At 72.5% G+C, this 18,217-nt stretch carries 18 protein-coding genes; 9 read left to right on the top strand and 9 right to left on the bottom strand.

Going from position 1 to position 18,217, the window contains the following annotated elements; translation table 11 throughout:
- The first annotated feature begins 79 nt into the window (after window positions 1-79).
- The 6 genes from LEP48_RS01110 (at window position 80) to LEP48_RS01085 (ending at window position 6,611) form a co-directional block, all read left to right on the top strand.
- Entirely contained in the window at window positions 80-532 is a 453-nt protein-coding gene (locus tag LEP48_RS01110; protein WP_225563672.1) for a helix-turn-helix transcriptional regulator, read from the top strand.
- Between the two features lie 5 nt (window positions 533-537).
- Entirely contained in the window at window positions 538-948 is a 411-nt protein-coding gene (locus tag LEP48_RS01105) for a VOC family protein (RefSeq protein WP_225563671.1), read from the top strand.
- Window positions 949-953: 5 nt separating this feature from the next.
- A complete protein-coding gene (locus LEP48_RS01100) occupies window positions 954-1,436 on the top strand; it encodes a nitroreductase family deazaflavin-dependent oxidoreductase (protein WP_225563670.1) in 483 nt (160 codons plus the stop codon).
- A 246-nt stretch (window positions 1,437-1,682) separates the two neighbouring features.
- Window positions 1,683-2,270 (top strand): MOSC domain-containing protein, encoded by a 588-nt coding sequence (locus LEP48_RS01095; RefSeq protein ID WP_225563669.1) that lies wholly within the window; start codon window positions 1,683-1,685, stop codon window positions 2,268-2,270.
- Window positions 2,271-2,340: 70 nt separating this feature from the next.
- Window positions 2,341-4,734: an ATP-binding cassette domain-containing protein gene (locus LEP48_RS01090; protein WP_225563668.1), complete on the top strand. Its 2,394-nt coding sequence runs from the start codon at window positions 2,341-2,343 to the stop codon at window positions 4,732-4,734.
- A 188-nt stretch (window positions 4,735-4,922) separates the two neighbouring features.
- The gene (locus LEP48_RS01085) at window positions 4,923-6,611 is read left to right on the top strand and encodes a thiamine pyrophosphate-binding protein (protein WP_225563667.1); all 1,689 of its coding nucleotides are present in this window, start codon (window positions 4,923-4,925) and stop codon (window positions 6,609-6,611) included.
- Here LEP48_RS01085 and LEP48_RS18660 read toward each other — a convergent pair.
- From LEP48_RS18660 to LEP48_RS01070, 3 genes are all read right to left on the bottom strand, one after another.
- Window positions 6,501-8,300, bottom strand: a complete 1,800-nt coding sequence (locus LEP48_RS18660; RefSeq protein WP_225563666.1) for a PP2C family protein-serine/threonine phosphatase — start codon at window positions 8,298-8,300, stop codon at window positions 6,501-6,503. The two genes, LEP48_RS01085 and LEP48_RS18660, sit on opposite strands and share 111 nt — an antisense overlap.
- 71 nt (window positions 8,301-8,371) lie before the next feature.
- Entirely contained in the window at window positions 8,372-8,665 is a 294-nt protein-coding gene (locus LEP48_RS01075) for a DUF4287 domain-containing protein (protein WP_225563665.1), read from the bottom strand.
- Entirely contained in the window at window positions 8,665-9,015 is a 351-nt protein-coding gene (locus LEP48_RS01070; protein WP_225563664.1) for a cupin domain-containing protein, read from the bottom strand. The genes LEP48_RS01075 and LEP48_RS01070 overlap by 1 nt, the downstream gene beginning before the upstream one ends.
- Before the next feature lie 87 nt (window positions 9,016-9,102).
- On the opposite strand from LEP48_RS01070, the gene LEP48_RS01065 reads away from it, so the two are divergent.
- Window positions 9,103-10,083, top strand: coding sequence for a DUF5937 family protein (locus LEP48_RS01065; protein ID WP_225563663.1), 981 nt, complete (start codon window positions 9,103-9,105; stop codon window positions 10,081-10,083).
- A gap of 9 nt (window positions 10,084-10,092) precedes the next feature.
- Here LEP48_RS01065 and LEP48_RS01060 read toward each other — a convergent pair whose 3' ends face one another.
- The 6 genes from LEP48_RS01060 to LEP48_RS01035 form a co-directional block, all read right to left on the bottom strand.
- Window positions 10,093-10,635: an FtsX-like permease family protein gene (locus LEP48_RS01060; protein WP_225563662.1), complete on the bottom strand. Its 543-nt coding sequence runs from the start codon at window positions 10,633-10,635 to the stop codon at window positions 10,093-10,095.
- Window positions 10,636-10,765: 130 nt separating this feature from the next.
- A complete protein-coding gene (locus LEP48_RS01055) occupies window positions 10,766-11,185 on the bottom strand; it encodes a hypothetical protein (protein WP_225563661.1) in 420 nt (139 codons plus the stop codon).
- Complete coding sequence (locus tag LEP48_RS01050) at window positions 11,164-11,787, bottom strand: peptidoglycan-binding domain-containing protein (RefSeq protein ID WP_225563660.1); 624 nt, start codon at window positions 11,785-11,787, stop codon at window positions 11,164-11,166. The genes LEP48_RS01055 and LEP48_RS01050 overlap by 22 nt, the downstream gene beginning before the upstream one ends.
- Window positions 11,784-12,407, bottom strand: coding sequence for a hypothetical protein (locus LEP48_RS01045; protein ID WP_225563659.1), 624 nt, complete (start codon window positions 12,405-12,407; stop codon window positions 11,784-11,786). Before LEP48_RS01045 ends, LEP48_RS01050 begins: the two co-directional genes overlap by 4 nt.
- 78 nt (window positions 12,408-12,485) lie before the next feature.
- Window positions 12,486-14,378, bottom strand: coding sequence for an FAD-binding monooxygenase (locus tag LEP48_RS01040; protein ID WP_225563658.1), 1,893 nt, complete (start codon window positions 14,376-14,378; stop codon window positions 12,486-12,488).
- Between the two features lie 69 nt (window positions 14,379-14,447).
- Window positions 14,448-15,833 carry an MFS transporter gene (locus LEP48_RS01035; RefSeq protein WP_225563657.1) on the bottom strand — a complete coding sequence of 462 codons (1,386 nt, stop codon included), beginning with the start codon at window positions 15,831-15,833 and terminating at the stop codon, window positions 14,448-14,450.
- A gap of 93 nt (window positions 15,834-15,926) precedes the next feature.
- Here LEP48_RS01035 and LEP48_RS01030 point away from each other — a divergent pair, with 93 nt between their 5' ends.
- Both LEP48_RS01030 and hpaE read left to right on the top strand, forming a co-directional pair.
- Window positions 15,927-16,658: a GntR family transcriptional regulator gene (locus LEP48_RS01030; protein ID WP_225563656.1), complete on the top strand. Its 732-nt coding sequence runs from the start codon at window positions 15,927-15,929 to the stop codon at window positions 16,656-16,658.
- The gene (gene hpaE, locus LEP48_RS01025; RefSeq protein WP_225563655.1) at window positions 16,658-18,190 is read left to right on the top strand and encodes a 5-carboxymethyl-2-hydroxymuconate semialdehyde dehydrogenase; all 1,533 of its coding nucleotides are present in this window, start codon (window positions 16,658-16,660) and stop codon (window positions 18,188-18,190) included. The genes LEP48_RS01030 and hpaE overlap by 1 nt, the downstream gene beginning before the upstream one ends.
- Window positions 18,191-18,217 lie beyond the last annotated feature (27 nt).

Below are 18,217 nucleotides of genomic sequence, written 5' to 3'. Positions count from 1 at the left end.
CCGTCTTGAGCCGGGACGAGCCTATGCCGTCGCGTGCCGCGCAGGGCGCGGACGGCCGGGACGTGGAACGATCGAGGGCGTGACCAGCGCGTCGACGTCGAGCCAGCACCTGCGCGACCTCGCGCTCCTGCGCCGCGTCCGCGACCGGATCGACCGGGAGTTCGCCCAGCCGCTCGACGTCGAGGCGCTCGCGCGCGGCGTGCACCTGTCCGCCGGGCACCTGAGCCGGCAGTTCCGCGCGGCGTACGGCGAGTCGCCGTACAGCTATCTGATGACGCGCCGGATCGAGCGTGCGATGACGCTGCTGCGCCGCGGCGACCTCAGCGTGACGGAGGTCTGCTTCGCCGTCGGCAGCTCGTCGCTCGGCACGTTCAGCACACGGTTCACGGAGCTGGTCGGGATGGCGCCCAGCGAGTACGCGCGCAGGGCTCGCACGGCGGGATCGGGGGAGCTGCCGTCGTGCGTCACCAAACAGGTCACCAGACCGATCAGGAATCGAGAAGCGCCGGCTACGGGCGTCCACCTAGCGTGAAGTCCATGGACATCACCATTCACACCACGTTCCTCCCGCACACCGACCCGGAGGCCTCCCTGGGCTTCTACCGCGACCTGCTCGGCTTCGAGCTGGTGCAGGAGGTGGGCCGCGGCGACATGCGCTGGCTCACGTTCGTCTCCCCCGCCCAGCGCGACGTCCGGCTCGTCCTCACCCCGCCCGCCGCCGACCCCGGCGTCACCGACGACGAGCGCCGCACCATCGTCGAGCTCATGGCCAAGGGCAGCTACCAGTCGATCATCCTCGGCACGAAGGACCTGGACGGCGCCTTCGCCAAGCTCCAGGCCGCCGACGCCGAGGTGGTCTCCGAGCCCACGGAGCAGCCGTGGGGCGTGCGCGACTGCGCGTTCCGCGACCCCGCGGGCAACATGGTCCGCATCGACGAGGTCCGGTGATCACGATGGCGTCCGTCGACCCCACCGCCACGGCGCGGCCGCGCCGACCGAAGGGCACCCCCGGCGCGCTCTCCCTGTGGATCCAGCGCCGCGCGAACGCCAGCACCGCCACCAAGATCCGCCGCAAGGGCGGTCGGATGATGGGGATGGAGCTGCTGGTCCTGCACACCGTCGGACGCCGCACCGGCGAGGTCAGGGAGAACCCGCTCGCCTGGTTCGACGACGGCGAGGGCGGGCGCCTGGTCGTCGCCTCCGGCGGCGGCAGCCGCCACCCCGGCTGGTTCGCCAACCTCGTCGCCGCGCCTGAGCGGGCCGCCGTCGAGGTGCACGGCACCGGGGTGGTCCCGGTGACGGCGCACGTGCTCGACGACGCCGAGCGGGCGCGCGTCTGGCCCGGCATCGCGGCCGCCGCACCGACCATCGACAAGCACCAGCGCAAGAGCGAGCGGCGCTACCCGGTGGTCCGGCTCGTCCCGGTGGAGGCCTGACGTGTGCGTCCCCGGGCTCCCCCGGCTCACCCGAAGCACCATGCCGCGGGTGGACGCCGGTGACGACGCGAGGCCCCGGGCAGGCGGCGGACCGGCCGGGCACGACCCGGGCCTCGAGGTGCCGGCGGCCGGGCGGGCCGAGCTTGTGCTCGCCGGTGCCGGGCGGGTCTCGACACGGGGCCGGCGCATCGACGAGGCTCGTGCCGAGCCTCCCGGCTGACCGCACCCCGACCGAAGGAGAACGCCGTGACCGTCACGGAGCCCTCGAACCTCCCCTCGCCGACGACCGGACCGCAGGCCGGCCGCGTCGTGTCCGTGCAGGTCAGCGGCGAGCACGGCTTCAGCAAGCCGGCGATCGAGCGAGTCCTGCTCGTCGAGGGCGTGGGCGTGGAGGGCGACGCCCACGCCGGGGTCACCGTGCAGCACCTCAGCCGGGTGGCCGCCGACCCGTCGCAGCCGAACCTGCGCCAGGTGCACCTCATCCACGCCGAGCTCTTCGACCGGCTCGCCGCGGCCGGGTACTCCCTGGTTCCCGGTGACCTCGGGGAGAACGTCACCACCCGCGGGATCGACCTGCTCGCGCTGCCCGTCGGCACGCGGCTGACCGTCGGCGAGGCGGTGGTGACCCTCACCGGGCTCCGCAATCCGTGCCAGCAGATCAACGACTTCCGGCCGGGCCTGCTCAAGCAGGTCCTGCGCCGCCGGGACGACGGCGAGGTCGAGCGGCTCGCCGGGGTGATGGGGATCGTGTCGCGCGGCGGGACGATCCGCCCCGGGGACGCGATCGACGTCGCGCTCCCGGACCCGCCGCACCTGCCGCTCGCCCGCGTGTGACCGCGACGAGGCCGACCCACCCCTGTGTCCACGGCGCGCCCGCGCCGCCCCACTCGAAGGAGATGCCCACGTGACCACCACGGAGTCCCGGAGCACCACGACGCCCTCGCACGCCGCCGACACGCACGACGTGATCCGGGTGCGCGGCGCGCGGGAGAACAACCTGCGGGCCGTCGACGTCGAGATCCCGAAGCGCCGCCTGACGGCGTTCACCGGCGTCTCGGGGTCGGGCAAGAGCTCGCTGGTGTTCGCGACGATCGCGGCCGAGTCGCGGCGGCTCATCGACGAGACGTACTCGACGTTCGTGCAGGGCTTCATGCCGTCGCTGCCGCGGCCCGACGTCGACACGCTCGAGGGCATCACCACCGCCATCCTCGTGGACCAGGAGCGGATGGGCGCGAACGTGCGCTCCACCGTGGGCACGGTGACCGACGCGAACGCGATGCTGCGCAACCTGTTCAGCCGCATCGGTGACCCGTACGTGGGACCGCCCACGGCGTTCTCGTTCAACATCCCGACGTCGACGGCGAGCGGCGTCTTCAGCACGGGCAAGGCGGACGGGAAGACGGAGAAGAAGGTCGTCCGCAACCAGGTGTACCTGGGCGGCATGTGCCCCGAGTGCGAGGGGCGCGGCACGGTCTCCGACCTGGACCTGACCGTCATCGTCGACGAGTCGAGGTCGCTCAACGACGGCGCGATCCTCGTGCCCGGGTACAAGGCCGACGGCTGGATGGTGCGGGGGTACTCCGAGTCCGGGTTCGTGGACGGCGACAAACCGGTGCGCGAGTACACCGAGACGGAGCGCCACGACTTCCTGTACCGGGACAAGGGCAAGGTCAAGGCGCTCGGGATGAACATGACCTACCAGGGCCTCATCCCCAAGCTGCGCGAGTCGATCTTCAGCAAGGCGCCCGAGTCGCTGCAGCCTCACATCCGCGCGTTCGTCGAGCGGGCGGCCGTGTTCGTGCCGTGCCCGGCCTGCGACGGGACGCGGCTGAACGACTCCGCCCGGTCCGCGAGGATCAACGGCGCCGGCATCGCCGACGTGTGCCGGATGCAGATCACCGACGCCGCCGCCTGGGCGCGCAGCATCGAGGACAAGGGCGTCGCGCCGCTGGTCGGCAGCCTGCTGCACCTGTTCGACTCCTTCGTCGAGATCGGCCTCGGCTACCTCTCCCTGGACCGGCCTGCGGGCACGCTGTCGGGTGGTGAGGCGCAGCGCACCAAGATGATCCGGCATCTCGGGTCCGCGCTGACCGACGTCACCTACGTGTTCGACGAGCCGACCATCGGCCTGCACCCGCACGACATCCAGCGGATGAACAAGCTCCTGGTCGACCTGCGCGACAAGGGCAACACGGTGCTCGTCGTCGAGCACAAGCCCGAGGCGATCGCCGTCGCCGACCACGTCGTCGACCTCGGGCCGGGCGCCGGCTCCGACGGGGGCACGATCTGCTTCGAGGGCACCGTCGAGGGCCTGCGGGCCAGCGGCACGCTCACGGGCCGGCACCTGGACGACCGCGCGCGGACCAAGGAGTCCGTGCGCACGCCGTCAGGCGCGCTGGAGATCCGCGGAGCCTCGCAGAACAACCTCGTCGACGTCGACGTCGACGTGCCCACCGGCGTGCTGACCGTCGTCACGGGCGTGGCCGGCTCCGGCAAGAGCTCCCTGATCCACGGCAACCTGGCGGGACGCGAGGGGGTGGTGGTCGTCGACCAGGGCGCGATCAAGGGCTCCCGACGCTCCAACCCCGCCACCTACACCGGTCTGCTGGAGCCGATCCGCAAGGCGTTCGCCAAGGCGAACGGCGTCAAGCCCGCCCTGTTCAGCGCCAACTCCGAGGGCGCGTGCCCCACCTGCAAGGGCAACGGGCGCATCTACACCGAGCTCGGCTTCATGGAGACGGTCGAGACGCCCTGCGAGGACTGCGGCGGCAAGCGGTTCATGGCATCGGTGCTGGAGTACACCCTGGGCGGCAAGAACATCGCCGAGGTGCTCGACCTGTCCGTCGCCCAGGCGCACGCCTTCTTCCGTGAGGGCGAGGCGAAGATCCCGGCGGCGCACAAGATCCTCGCGCACCTGGAGGACGTCGGGCTCGGGTACATCCGGCTGGGCCAGCCGCTGAACACCCTGTCCGGCGGCGAGCGGCAGCGCCTCAAGCTCGCCATGCACATGGGCGAGCCGGGCGGCGTGTACATCCTCGACGAGCCCACCACCGGCCTGCACCTGGCCGACGTCGCGAACCTGCTCGGCCTGCTGGACCGGCTGGTCGACGCCGGCAAGTCGGTGATCGTCATCGAGCACCACCAGGCGGTCATGGCGCACGCCGACTGGATCATCGACCTCGGGCCGGGCGCGGGGCACGACGGCGGCCGCGTCGTCTTCGAGGGCACGCCCGCCGACCTCGTGGCCGCCCGCTCCACCGTCACCGGAGAGCACCTCGCGGACTACGTGGGTGCCTAGGGGCGCCACGCCGCCTCACCACGGCATCCGTGCTTCGGGCTATGCTCCCCGGTGTCGAGGCGGACACGTGCCGCCCGCGCTCGAAAAAGGGGCGCACGGCGGGCCCGGTCGCTTCACCGACCGGCGCCGGGCTCGTGCGGGACACATACGGACTGCCACTCATCCGTCTCTGTCCCCTGGAGCTCCTCGTGCCCGCTGTACCCACCCACGTACCCACCCACGTGTCCGCCCACGTCGCCCGCACGCTCGCCCAGCACGTGGACCACGTCTTCGGCGTGATGGGCAACGGCAACGCGTGGTTCCTCGACGCCCTGGAGCGCTCGACGACCGCGCGGTTCACCGCCGTCCGGCACGAGGCCGGGGGCGTCGTGGCCGCCGACGCGTACTTCCGCGCGTCGGGCCGCATCGCGGCGGCGACCGTCACCTACGGCGCGGGATTCACCAACACCCTCACCGCGCTCGCGGAGGCCGCGCAGGCCCGCGTGCCGCTGGTGCTGCTCGCCGGCGACGAGCCGACGTCGGGCCCGCGCCCGTGGGACGTGGACCAGATCGCGCTCGCGGCGGCCGTCGGTGCCCGCACGTACACCGTGGGCCGCACGGACGCCGCCGCCACGACCGTGATCGCCATCGAGCACTCCCTCACGTACCGCGTGCCCGTGGTGCTGGCCATCCCGTACGACGTCGCGGCGCTCGAGGCGGGCGAGGTGCCGCCCGCCCCGGCCCCGGCGCTGCCCGCGCCGCTGGCCCCGGCGGGCCCGTTCGACGCCGCCGCCATCGCCGAGCTGGCGCGCGCGCTGGCCGGTGCCGAGCGCCCGCTGCTGCTCGCGGGCCGGGGCGCATGGCTCGCGGGGGCCGGCGAGGCGCTCGGCGAGCTCGCCGACGCGACCGGCGCCCTGACCGCCACCACGGCCCTGGGCCGCGGCGTGTTCCCGCAGGACCGCTTCGACCTCGGCGTCGCCGGCGGTTTCGGGGCCGACGGCGCGATGGAGCTGGTGCGCCATGCCGACGTCGCGGTCGTGCTCGGGGCGTCGCTGAACCAGTTCACGATGCGGTTCGGCGACCTGTTCGCACCGGGCACGCGCGTCGTCCAGGTCGACGTCGCGCCGACCGCGACCCACCGGCACGTCGGTGGGTACGTCCGCGGCGACGCGGCGCTCGTGGCACGCGCGCTCGTCGACGAGCTCCGGTCCCTGGGGGCGAGCCCGTCAGGGTGGCGGGAGTCCGTGGACGTCGCCGCGGCGCGCGCGTACGAGACAGGGCCGGCGGACGGCCTCGCCGCCGACGGGCGCCTCGACCCGCGCGCCGTCGCGCACCGGCTTGCCGGGCTGCTGCCGACCGACCGGGTCGTCGTCTCCGACGGCGGCCACTTCATCGGCTGGGCCAACATGTACTGGCCCGTCGCGTCCCCCGACCGGATGATGATGGTCGGCACCGCCTACCAGTCGATCGGGCTGGGCTTCCCCAGCGTCCCGGGTGCGGCCGCCGCGCTCCCCGACGCCACCGTCGTGCTCACCACCGGCGACGGCGGCGGGCTGATGGCGCTGTCCGACCTCGAGACCGCCGTGCGCACCGCTCGCGGGCGCGGCGTCGCGGTCGTGTGGAACGACACCGTCTACGGCGCCGAGGTGCACGTGTACGGGCGCCAGGGGATCACCGAGGAGCCCATGCGCATCCCCGAGACGGACTTCGCCGCGCTGGCCGCCGCCGTCGGTGCGGAGGGCGTCGCCGTCCGCACTCTCGCCGATCTCGACCAGCTCGCGACCTGGTCAGCCACGCCCGTCGCGGAACGCCAGTTCCTGATGCTCGACTGCCGCGTCTCGCCGACCGTCGTCGCCCCGTACCAGGAGGAGATCCTGCGGGTGAACCGCCGCGGCTGACGGCTGCGGGGAGACCCGGACCGCCACGACCGCGATGTCGTCGTCGACCGCGTCGGGGAGCATGCGGGACAGCGTCGAATCCAGGACGTCGCCCAGGGCGACGTCCTGCGTCCCCTCGAGCACCCGCGAGAGCTCCTGCAGCCGGTCGCGCAGCCCGACGTCCCGCCGTTCGACGAGCCCGTCCGTGTAGAGGGCGAGCGTGTCACCGGGACCGATCTCGACGGTGTGGTCCGTGCGCTCGGTCTCGGCGATCAGCCCCAGGACGAGGTCGTTGCGGATGCTCAGCATCTCCACCGTGCCGTCGGCGCGGATCAGGACCGGGGGCAGGTGACCCGCGCTCGCCCAGCGCACCGTCCGGACGTCGCGGCCCTCCTGCTCGGTGGTCTGCTCCACCCGGGCGACGAGCACCGTGGCGGTCGCCGCGCTGCTGAGGCGGAGGCCCTGCACCGCGTTGTCGACCCGCTCCAGGACGCGGGCGGGCGTGGCCAGGCTGTCGTACCCGATGGCGCGCACGAGCGCGCGCAGCTGCCCCATCGCGACGGCCGCCTCCAGGTCGTGACCGACCACGTCGCCGATGACCAGCGTGGTCGCACCGTCCGGCGTGACGAACGCGTCGTACCAGTCGCCACCGATGTCACGCTCGAGCGCCGCCGGCTGGTAGTGCACGACCACCTCGAGGTCGTCCAGCTCGGGCGGGTCCGTGAGCACCGCGCGCTGCAGCGCCAGGGACACCTCGCGGGCGCGGGCGGACTCCTCCTCCGATCGGGCGGCACGACGGCGCAGCGCCTCGGCGTCCTGGCTGCGGCGCACGACGTCCCGCAGCGTCGCGGCGAACGTCGAGGCGAGGCCGGACAGGAAGCGCTCGTACGCCCTGTCCCAGGGCCGCAGCGCGGTCCCGTACAGGACGAGCACGCCCATGAGGCCTCGGCGCCGGTCGGTCCGGATGGGCTTGACCACGATGCCGTCGACGATCTGACGTGCGCCGGTCTCGAGCGCGCGGGCGACCAGGGCGGCCTCGCGCCGGTCCGGCTCCCGCCCCGTCCCGAGCAGGACCCGGGGCGGGTTCCCGACGTCGTAGAGCACGGCCCGGGAGATGTCGGCGCTCTGGGAGAACACGTCGATCGCAGGCTTTGCGAACGTCCGCAGGTCCGAGTAGGTGGTGGGGAGCGTGGCGTGGAGCTCGCCGACGGTGACGAGGCGCCGCTGGTTCACGACCTCCTGCGTGGTCTCGGTCGCGATGTCGAGCACGCCCGCGATCCGGCCGTCGTCGTCCAGGAGCGGGCTGTACGAGAACGTGAAGAACGTCTCCTCGTCGAACCCCGACCGGCGCATCAGGAGCGGCAGGTCACGACTCCACGTCGGTTGTCCGCTGGACAGCACCAGGTCGAACAGGGGGCCGACCTCGGACCAGATCTCCTGCCAGACCACGCGGGCCGGCGCCCCCAGGGCATGGGGGTGCTTGTCCGTGCCGAGCATGTTCCGATGGCCGTCGTTGTAGATCAGCGTGAGATCCGGGCCCCACACCAGCATCACGGGGAATCGCGTCGAGTAGCACAGCCGCACGGCGTGCCGCAGCGCCACCGGCCACGAGTCCGGGTGACCGAGCGGCGTGCGCGACCAGTCGACGCCCCGGGCCTGCCGGCCGACGTCGCTACCCTCGGTCGCTGCTGCGAACCACCCGGTCTCCACGGCCTGATATTAACGAGGAACGGCGCCGTTCTCGCCATTCCGCAGGTCCGTGAGTGCCTTTCCTTCGACGTTCAGCGGTCTGCTGGGCGGCTGTCCTTCCCGTCGAGCCACAGGCGGTCGCTCGCATCCCGGTGCGAACCGGACGAACCGACGTGCTTGGAGCCGATCTGGTCACCCTTGGTGATGACGTGGGTGAGGGCCGACGCGTGCCCGTGCCCGAGGCCGTAGGTCTCCTTGAGCCACGTCGTGACGGGGGTCGCCTTGCTGCCGACGCCGAAACCCTGCTCGGCGGCGGCGTCCACGATCTGACGCGGGGTGAGACCGGTCTTGGTCTCGACGGCGTCGAGATAGGCCTGGAAGGACATCAGAGGTTCTCCTCGCTCTTCATCTGCTGGGTCATCGTGTCGGAGGCGTGGATGCACATCATCCGCAGCGTGCCCGCGCCGGTGTTGGTGAAGCCGTGCCACACGTCGGGCCGCACGACGGCGGTGTCCCCCGCCCGGGCGACGACCGTGTCGTCGCCGATGCGGATCGTGGCCTCGCCCTCGAGGACGGACCAGGTCTCGCTGTACGGGTGCCGGTGCAGGTCCGGCCCCTTGCCTGGGGCGTTGGTGACGAGGAAGAACGACACCCCGGACCCGTGGTCGCGACCCTCGAAGCGGAGCGTGCGCGAGCCGGGGATGCGGATCTCGTCGGCGGGGATCACCGCTGCCATGTGTCCTCCTGCGTCTCGGCGACGTCGCTGGCCGACGTCGGTGCGTCCAGCCTGGTCGGCCGCGTGCTCCCCGGCTACGGTTTCGACGTGGATCGAAACGTCGTGGAGTTCCGCCTCGCCCCCGGAGACGTCTCGGCGATCCGGTTCGGCCTGTCCCCCGGCCACGAGCTCGCGCACGCGGTCCGGGTGCTGGCGCACCCGCACTACCACCCGCTGCAGTGGGGGTGGCTGCGGCAGGCCCGTGGTCGGGCGCCGGCCCGCGCGCTCGACCTGATGCGCCTGCTGGTCGGTCCGGACGGCTACCTCCCGGACTTCCTCACCTCCACCCCGGGCTGGGACCTCGGGCCCGAGGAGGAGCTGGCGCGGCTGAGCGTGGCCGACCTCGCGCCCCTGCGGGCGGACCTCCTCAAGCGCGTGGACCGCACCACCGGTGCCGAACAGCGCCTGCTGCGGGCGCTCGCCGAGCACGCCGAGCGCACCCGCGGCCTGGTGGCCGACGCGTGGCAGCAGTGCTGGGACGCGCTGCTCGCACCGCACTGGCCGCAGCTCGAACGCCTCCTGCGCGCCGACGTCGTCGCGCGGTCCCGGCGGACGACGACGGACGGCCTAGGCGCGATGGTCGGCTCCCTGCACGACGCGGTGACCTGGGCACCCGACGCGGTGCGCGTCCGGCTGCGGCTGCACGGCGAGGTGCTCGACTGCGCAGGCAGCGGGCTCGTGCTGGTGCCGTCCGTCATGGCGCCGCGCTGCTCCGTCGTCACCGAGCCGCCCGCGCAGCCCACCCTCTTCTATCCCGCGCTCGGCGTCTCCGAGCGGTGGGCCGACGACGGCGCCGACACCGCGGAGCGGCTCGTCACCCTGCTTGGCACGGGCCGCGGCGGGGTGCTGCTGGCGCTGGCCGCACCCCTGTCCACGAGCGAGGTCGCCGCGGCCACCGGCCTGGCCGTCTCGACGGCATCCCATCACCTGTCGCTGCTCGCCGGCGCGCGCCTCGTCGACTCGCGGCGGCAGGGCGCGCGCGTCGTGCACGTCCGCACCCCGCTGGGGGAGGCACTGGTGGGCGGCTGACCCCGGCGGTCAGCGGTGCTTGAAGTACCGGAACAGGTGCTTCTCCTGCGTCAGCGCTCCCACGACGAGCGTCGCCACGAGGACGCCGACGACGGCGAGACCGGTGGTCCGCAGCGCGGGGTAGAACGCGCTCCAGGCGGGGTCCGGGTTGCCGGCGGCCGCGGCCCACCACACGACCGGGAGGACGAGCGCACAGGCGGTGACGGTCCACACGAGCGTCTCGACGGCGAGCTGGACGAGCAACGATGCCTTGTCGATCCCCGCGTGCAGGGCACTCGCCAGCTCGAGCCGCCGGGCGCGGACCAGGACGAGTCCGGTCGCGACGGCGAGGACCACGGCGGCGGCGGTCAGGGGCAGCGTCGGGAGGTTCGCCAGGCGGTCGGCGGCGTCGAAGGACGTCCCCGCGGTGGGGTTGAGCTGCCGGACCATCGGCACAAGCTGCTCGCCCTCGACGTCGCTACCGCCCGCCACCGGGAGGGTGAGCAGCGGCGCGACGTGCTCGGACTCGGGCCAGGTCTCGACCCAGCAGGCGTCGAAGGTTCCGGCAGCCACGACAGGAGGGTGGACTCGCCCGAGCCGGAGGGACCGGTCACGGCGACCAGGTCGCCCGGCAGCAGGTCCAGGTCGAGACCGGCGAAGAGGGTGCCAGTCCCGGGGAAGGCGTGGGACAGTCCGCGCACCGTCACCGGCACGGCGCCGAGTCCTGCCCCGCGTCGATCTGCACCCGGGCCGGCGACGGGTCGGCGGAGACGAGGCTCTGCCCGAGCTCGGACGCGACGACCTCGACCGGCAGTGGCACACCGTCCGCCAGGAGACACGCGGCTGTACCGTCCAGCCCGTACAGCGCCGACGGGGGCACCGCCACGACCCGGACGGGCTCACCCAGCCGCACCTGGACGGTGAGCTGCGCTGACGGGTCGGCCCGATGGGCGACGAACTGCCGAGACGTCGTGTAGGCGCGGAGGAACCCAGGGTCGGTGAGCACCGGGTCGGACGGGACCGGCGTCGTCACGTCGTCGGCGACGACGGCCACCAGGTGGCCGTCGTCCTGCGGTGCTTCGAGGTCCAGCGCCAGGGAGGTCAGGCCCCCGCCCGCCACCACGGCGACCTCCCCCGCGGCGACGGACCGACCTGCAGCGGGCACCCGGCGGCGACGACCTCCCGGTCCGGCAGCCAGACAACCCGGGAGAGGGCGAGCGACGTCACCTTCTCCTCGCCCGTGGCGTCGACCCACACCTGACTCATCGCCGCGGCGGTGCCGGCACCGTAGTACCCCGTCGCCTCGACCTCGTGCCCGAGCCGGGTCAGCTCCTCCTGGACGGCCCTGACGTCGTCGCCGCGGATGCCGACCCCGAGGTCCCGCCACAGGGGCGTGCTCGTGTGCAGCGCGAGAACCCGGTGGTCGTCCACCAGGAACGGCGCCGACCCGGACTCGATCGCTTCGCCGACGGCGCACGCGGTCTCGCGCAGCACTCCACCGTCAGGGAGCAGGAGCTCACGCTGCTCGGACAGCGCCGCCGTCACGGGTACGGAACGTTCCCCGGCGAAATCGCGCGCGGACACCTCGACCTGGGCGGCGTCGGTCACGGTGGGCTGCACCCACGACGGTGTCGGGGCTGGTGCCACGGCCCACGTGACCCCCGCGCCGACGCCCAGAGCCACGACCACGGCGAGCACGACGACGCGCCACGGGCGACGCGTCACGACGACGGGTTGATCTGGCACTCCAACGCCTCGCCCTCGTTCAGGTCTGCCCCGCCGGGGAGGATCTGCGGCGCCGCCGCCTCCGTCTGTTCGCCACCGCCCTCTGACAGGTCCACGGTCACGGCACCCTGCATGGAGAGCTCGGCGTAGTCCTGCCCGCTGTACCCCTCCGGCGCCAGGCCATGACGTACCAGGCAGGCGGCCACCATCGTGTCCCAGTCCTCGTTCGCCGGGTTCCCCGTGGTGCGGGCGTACAGCTCCTCGATCCTGCCCATCCACTCGCCGTGGCACGCGACGTCGGCCTTGAGCTGCTCAGGGGTCTCGTCGCCGGTCACGACCATCGCGGTCTGGCCGAACTCGTCGGTCTCGTACCGGGCCGAGATCCCCGCCTGGCTCAGGCACTCAAGGACGTGCCGCTGGGCGTCCTGGAGCTCGGCGGCCTCGACCTCGCCGTCGGACAACGCCTCGCGCACATAGTCGCTCTTCGCCTGCTGATAGGCGGTCTCGAACTCAGCGGCGTACGGGGCGGACATGTCGATCTCGCTGCTGGTCGCACAACCGCTGGTCGTCAGTCCGAGCAGCAAGGCCGCGGACAGCAGGCGCAACCGGGTCGTCGTCATGGCAGCTCATCCTCGAGGGTGACGGGCGAGGGACGTTCGCCCCAGCGTGCCGCATCGTCCCGTCGAGCCGTCACGATGTCAACAGTCGTTCAGCGCGGCGAAGAACTCCCCCAGCTCGCGGGTGGCGGTCAGCGGCAGCACGTGAGCCACGTACTGGTCGGGCCGCACGACGACGACCACGCCGCCGCGATCCAGGCCGCGCTGGTCGAAGATGTCGTCGGGCACCTCGACCGACGCCCCGGCGGCGTAGACCTTCTCGTAGTCGACCAGCCCGAACGGGCCGCTGCGCGGCAGGAACACCTCCGGCACGCGGCCGATGTCCAGCGCCGTGTGGTCCTGCTGGTAGACCACCTTGACGTCGAACCAGGCGTCGGCGTCGAGCCCCTCGGGCGTGCGGGCCAGCGGGGAGGACGGCGACGTCGCGATCCACTCCGCCCAGCGAGACAGCTCCGACGCCTCCCCGGCGGCGGGCGCGTCGGCGAACGCGTACACACGCCACCGCCCGTCCGCGCGGTGGTGGTGACCGAGGTGGATCGGGTTGGCGTCCGCGACCCGCACCACCGGCGCCGAACGGAACCGCTTGCCGACGGGGAAGCCGGTCGCCAGCCCCTGGTGCGTCGCCGGGCCCACGACCATCGACGGCTGGTACTCCGTCATGAACCCCGCGGGGAACTCCGCGGTGCGGACGTAGAAGTCCTCCAGCGCCGACGGCGAGTCGAAGTCCTCGGGCTTCTTCGCCATCATCGTCGACCACTCGCGGTCGAAGTCGATGAGGTCGCTCGCCACCACGTGCCGCTCGGCGTTGTAGGTGGCCAGCAGCTCGGCGGGCGCCCGGCCGTCCAGCACGTGGCCCAGCTTCCACCCGATGTTGAAGCCGTCCTGCATGGAGACGTTCATCCCCTGGCCGGCCTTCGCGCTGTGGGTGTGGCACGCGTCGCCGGTGATGAAGACGCGCGGCGCCCGCGTCCCGACGTCGGCCGCGGGCACGTCGTCGAACCGGTCGGTCAGCCGGTGCCCCACCTCGTAGACGCTGTGCCAGGCGACGTCCTTCACATCCAGCGTGTAGGGCGTGAGGATCTCGTTGGCGCGGGCGATGATCTGGTCGATCGTGGTGGCGCGCACGGCGTGGTTGTCGCCGTCGGCCACGTCGCCGAGGTCCACGTACATGCGGAACAGGTAGCCGCCCTCGCGCGGGATCAGCAGGATGTTGCCCGCCTCGGACTGGATCGAGCACTTGGTCCGGATGTCGGGGAAGTCGGTCACGGCCAGCACGTCCATGACGCCCCACGCGTGGTTCGCCGCGGCGCCCATGTGCTCGGCACCGATCGCGGTGCGCACGCCGCTGCGTGCGCCGTCGGCCCCCACCACGTACTTCGCGCGCACGGTGCGCTCGACGCCGTCCTGCTCGCCGGCGCACCCCCGCAGGGTCACGACGACGGGGTGCTCGCCGTCCTCCTCGACGCGCAGGTCCACGAACTCCCAGCCGTAGTCCGGGGTGAGCCGGGTGGGCGAGCTCGCCGCGACCTCCGCGAAGTAGTCCAGCACCCGCGCCTGGTTGACGATGAGGTGCGGGAACTCGCTGACGTGGCTCGGGTCGTCGACGGGCCGGGCCGCGCGCACGATGTGCGCGGGGTTCGCGGGGTCGGGCTTCCAGAACGCCATCTCGGTGATCCGGTACGCCTCGGCCACGATCCGCTCCGCGAAGCCGAACGCCTGGAACGTCTCGACGCTGCGGGCCTGGATGCCGTCGGCCTGCCCGATGACGAGCCGCCCGGCGCGCCGCTCGACGAGGCGCGTCGTGACGCCGGGGAACTGCGCGAGCTGGGCGGCGGCGACCATGCCCGCCGGCCCGGAGCCGACGATGAGGACGTCGACGACGTCGGGCAGCTCGGCCGGGCGGTCCAGCCCGGTGCCCGCGGGTGGCAGCACGCGCGGGTCTCCCGACACGTAGCCGTGGTGGTGGAACTGCACGTTGGCTCCTTCTCCTAGCAGCAGGATCGGTCGTCGCGCCCCCGGTCGCGCGGGGACGCGACGCGCGGGTCAGGCTCGGGTCACACCGTAGATCGGGCTCTCGGCCTGCTCGGCCTCGTGCTCCGGGCCCAGCGGGATGCCGGTGCGGTCGCGCAGCAGCAGCGTCGCGGCGAACGCGACGACCATGACGCCCGCGATGTAGAACGCCACGGACAGCGCGGTGCCCGTGCGCTGCACGAGCCACGCGGCGATCATCGGCGCGAACGCGCCGCCCAGGATGGCGCCGAGCGCGTACGTGATCGACACGCCGGAGTACCGGATCGACGCGGGGAACAGCTCGGCGAAGTACGCGGCCTGCTGGCCGTAGGTGAACCCGTTGCCGACCGCGAACAGGGACACGCCGACGAACAGCAGCCAGGGGTTGCCGGTGTTCACCAGCGGGAAGAGCAGGAACACGGTCGCCAGGAACGCGATCCAGCCGATGATGTAGGTGTTGCGGCGGCCGATCCGGTCCGAGAGCGCCCCGGCGGCGAACGTGCACACCAGCCAGACGACGGACGCGCCCGCCACGGCCAGCAGCACGGGCGTGCGGTCCATGCCGACGAGGCCGCCGTCGCCGACCGGCATCGTCGCGTAGTTCTGGAGGTAGCCGCCGGTGGTCATGTAGCCGGCGGCGTTGTTGCCCGCGAAGGTGAGCGCGGCCAGCAGCACGAGCAGCCAGTGCTTGCGGAACAGCGTGACGACGGGCGTCTGCGCCGCCGCCTTCTTCTCGGCGATCTCGAGGAACACGGGGCTCTCCTCGACCGCGCGCCGCACGACGATGCCGACGACGATGAGCACCACGCTCAACAGGAACGGCACCCGCCAGCCCCACTCGAGGAACGCCTCGCCCGGCGAGATCACCCCGGTCATGAGGGCGAGCACGCCGGAGGCCAGCAGCAGGCCGATCGGCACGCCGATCTGCGGGAACGCGCCCATCCGGCCGCGCTCGCCGGTGGGGGCGTGCTCCACGGCCATGAGGACGGCGCCGCCCCACTCCCCGCCGGTGGACAGGCCCTGCAGGATGCGCAGCAGCACGAGGAGCATCGGCGCGGCGATGCCGATCGTGGCGTAGGTGGGCAGCAGACCGATGAGGGTGGTGGCGGCGCCCATGAGGATGAGGGTGACCACGAGCATGGTCTTGCGTCCGAGGCGGTCGCCGAAGTGGCCGGCGAGGAACGCCCCGAGAGGACGGAACAGGAAGCTGATGCCGACGGTCGCGAACGACAGCAGGGTCGCGACGGCGGGGCCGGCCGGCTCGAAGAAGAGCGTGCCGAAGACGAGCCCGGCGGCGCTGGCGTACACGAAGAAGTCGTACCACTCGATGGTGGTACCGATGACGGTCGCGAACGCGACACGACGCAGCTCACGTCGCTGGCCGTCATCGAGGGTCGTGGCATCGGTGCGCACGGTCATGGCGGTCGACCTCTCTGTCTCTCCGCAGTGGATGGTGATGATCGTATATCATGTGGGATACGACACGACACGGTCACACGACGAGGGGGTCCCGTGGTCACCGACGACCTGACGGGTGGCGTTCGCACCGAGAGCAAGTCGCAGCGCGCGTACACGTTCATCCGCGAGCGCATCGACGACGGCCGGTACGTGCCCGGCTACCGGCTGGTGCTCGGCCAGATCGCGGGCGAGGCCGACATGTCCGTGGTCCCCGTGCGCGAGGCGATCCGACGCCTCGAGGCCGAAGGGCTGGTGACGTTCGAGCGGAACGTCGGCGCCCAGGTCGCCCTGCTCAAGGAGACCGAGTACCAGCACACGATGGAGACGCTCGCCCTGGTCGAGGGCCACGCGACCGCGCTCTCGGCCCCGCACCTGACACCGGCCCAGCTCGACGCCGCCCGCGCGGTCAACGAGCGCATGCGCCGCTGCCTCGACGACTTCGACCCGCACCGGTTCACGGAGCTCAACCTCGAGTTCCACACGGTCCTGTTCACACCGTGCCCCAACCCGCACGTGCTCGACCTGGTGCACCGCGGCTGGCGGCGCATGCGGGCGCTGCGCGACTCGTCATTCTCGTTCGTGCCCGGCCGGGCACGGGAGTCCGTCGCCGAGCACGACCACATCCTCGACCTCATCTCCACCCTGCAGACCGGCGATGACGCGCGCGGCGACGCCGCCCTGCGTGTCGAGATCGCGGCCCGCCGGCACCGCACCGCCACCCTCGACGCCGTGCTGGACTACCAGCACACGCGTCGTCTGACCCCGCTCACGACGAAGGAGTCCTGATGTCCGACCAGCACCCCCGGCCGAACGCCCGGCACGACCAGGCCGGGCACCGCCCGGCCGACCTGCCCGCCACCATCCAGCACTACATCGACGGGCAGCTCGTGGACTCCCTCGGCGGCGAGACGTTCGACGTGCTCGACCCGGTCTCCAACGAGACGTACGTGCAGGCCGCCGCAGGCCAGCAGGGGGACGTGGACGCCGCCGTCGCCGCCGCCCGGCGCGCGTTCACCGACGGCCCGTGGCCGCGCATGCTGCCGCGCGAACGCTCGCGCGTGCTGCACAAGATCGCCGACATCGTCGAGTCGCGGGGCGACCGACTCGCCGAGCTGGAGAGCTTCGACTCCGGCCTGCCGATCACCCAGGCGCTCGGGCAGGCGCGCCGCGCCGCCGAGAACTTCCGGTTCTTCGCGGACCTGATCGTGGCGCAGGCCGACGACACGTACAAGGTGCCCGGGCGCCAGATCAACTACGTCAACCGCAAGCCGATCGGCGTCGCCGGCCTCATCACGCCGTGGAACACGCCGTTCATGCTGGAGTCGTGGAAGCTCGCGCCCGCCATCGCGACCGGCAACACGGTGGTGCTCAAGCCCGCCGAGTTCACGCCGCTGTCCGCCTCCCTGTGGGCCGGCATCTTCGAGGAGGCGGGGCTGCCCGCCGGCGTGTTCAACCTCGTCAACGGGCTCGGCGAGGAGGCGGGCGACGCGCTGGTGAAGCACCCCGACGTGCCGCTCATCTCGTTCACCGGCGAGAGCAGCACCGGCCAGCTCATCTTCGGCAACGCCGCCCCGTACCTCAAGGGCCTGTCGATGGAGCTGGGCGGCAAGTCGCCCGCCGTCGTCTTCGCCGACGCCGACCTCGACGCCGCGATCGACGCGACGATCTTCGGCGTGTTCTCCCTCAACGGCGAGCGCTGCACCGCCGGCTCACGGATCCTCGTCGAGCGGCCGGTCTACGACGAGTTCGTGGAGCGCTACGCCGCCCAGGCCGCACGCGTGCGCGTCGGCTACCCGCACGACCCCGAGACCGAGGTGGGTGCGCTCGTGCACCCGGAGCACTACGAGAAGGTCATGGGCTACGTCGAGCTCGGCAAGACCGAGGGCCGGCTCGTCGCGGGCGGCGGCCGACCCGAGGGCTTCGACTTCGGCAACTTCGTGGCCCCGACCGTGTTCGCCGACGTCGCCCCCGACGCGCGGATCTTCACCGAGGAGATCTTCGGCCCGGTCGTGGCGATCACACCGTTCGACACCGAGGCCGAGGCGCTCGAGCTCGCCAACGGCACCCGGTACGGGCTGGCGGCCTACGTCTGGACCAACGACCTCAAGCGCGCACACAACTTCTCCCAGGCCGTCGAGGCCGGGATGGTCTGGCTGAACTCGAACAACGTGCGCGACCTGCGGACCCCGTTCGGGGGTGTCAAGGCTTCCGGCCTCGGCCACGAGGGCGGGTACCGGTCGATCGACTTCTACACCGACTCCCAGGCCGTGCACATCACGCTCGGCAAGGTCCACAACCCGACCTTCGGCAAGCACTGACCCACCCCGCGCACCACGCGCCGCAGA

Origin of the sequence: Isoptericola luteus (genome assembly GCF_020297055.1) — a bacterium.
In the GTDB taxonomy this organism is placed as follows: Bacteria; Actinomycetota; Actinomycetes; order Actinomycetales; family Cellulomonadaceae; genus Isoptericola; species Isoptericola luteus.
This window is presented reverse-complemented; position numbering and strand designations above follow the sequence as displayed.

Coding starts and splice junctions, on each gene's coding strand:
- LEP48_RS01035 (WP_225563657.1), bottom strand. CDS start 15,833: ATGACCGTGCGCACCGATGCCACGACCCTCGATGACGGCCAGCGACGT.
- LEP48_RS01075 (WP_225563665.1), bottom strand. CDS start 8,665: ATGTCCTTCCAGGCCTATCTCGACGCCGTCGAGACCAAGACCGGTCTC.
- hpaE (WP_225563655.1), top strand. CDS start 16,658: ATGTCCGACCAGCACCCCCGGCCGAACGCCCGGCACGACCAGGCCGGG.
- LEP48_RS01070 (WP_225563664.1), bottom strand. CDS start 9,015: ATGGCAGCGGTGATCCCCGCCGACGAGATCCGCATCCCCGGCTCGCGC.
- LEP48_RS01100 (WP_225563670.1), top strand. CDS start 954: ATGGCGTCCGTCGACCCCACCGCCACGGCGCGGCCGCGCCGACCGAAG.
- LEP48_RS01045 (WP_225563659.1), bottom strand. CDS start 12,407: ATGACGACGACCCGGTTGCGCCTGCTGTCCGCGGCCTTGCTGCTCGGA.
- LEP48_RS01105 (WP_225563671.1), top strand. CDS start 538: ATGGACATCACCATTCACACCACGTTCCTCCCGCACACCGACCCGGAG.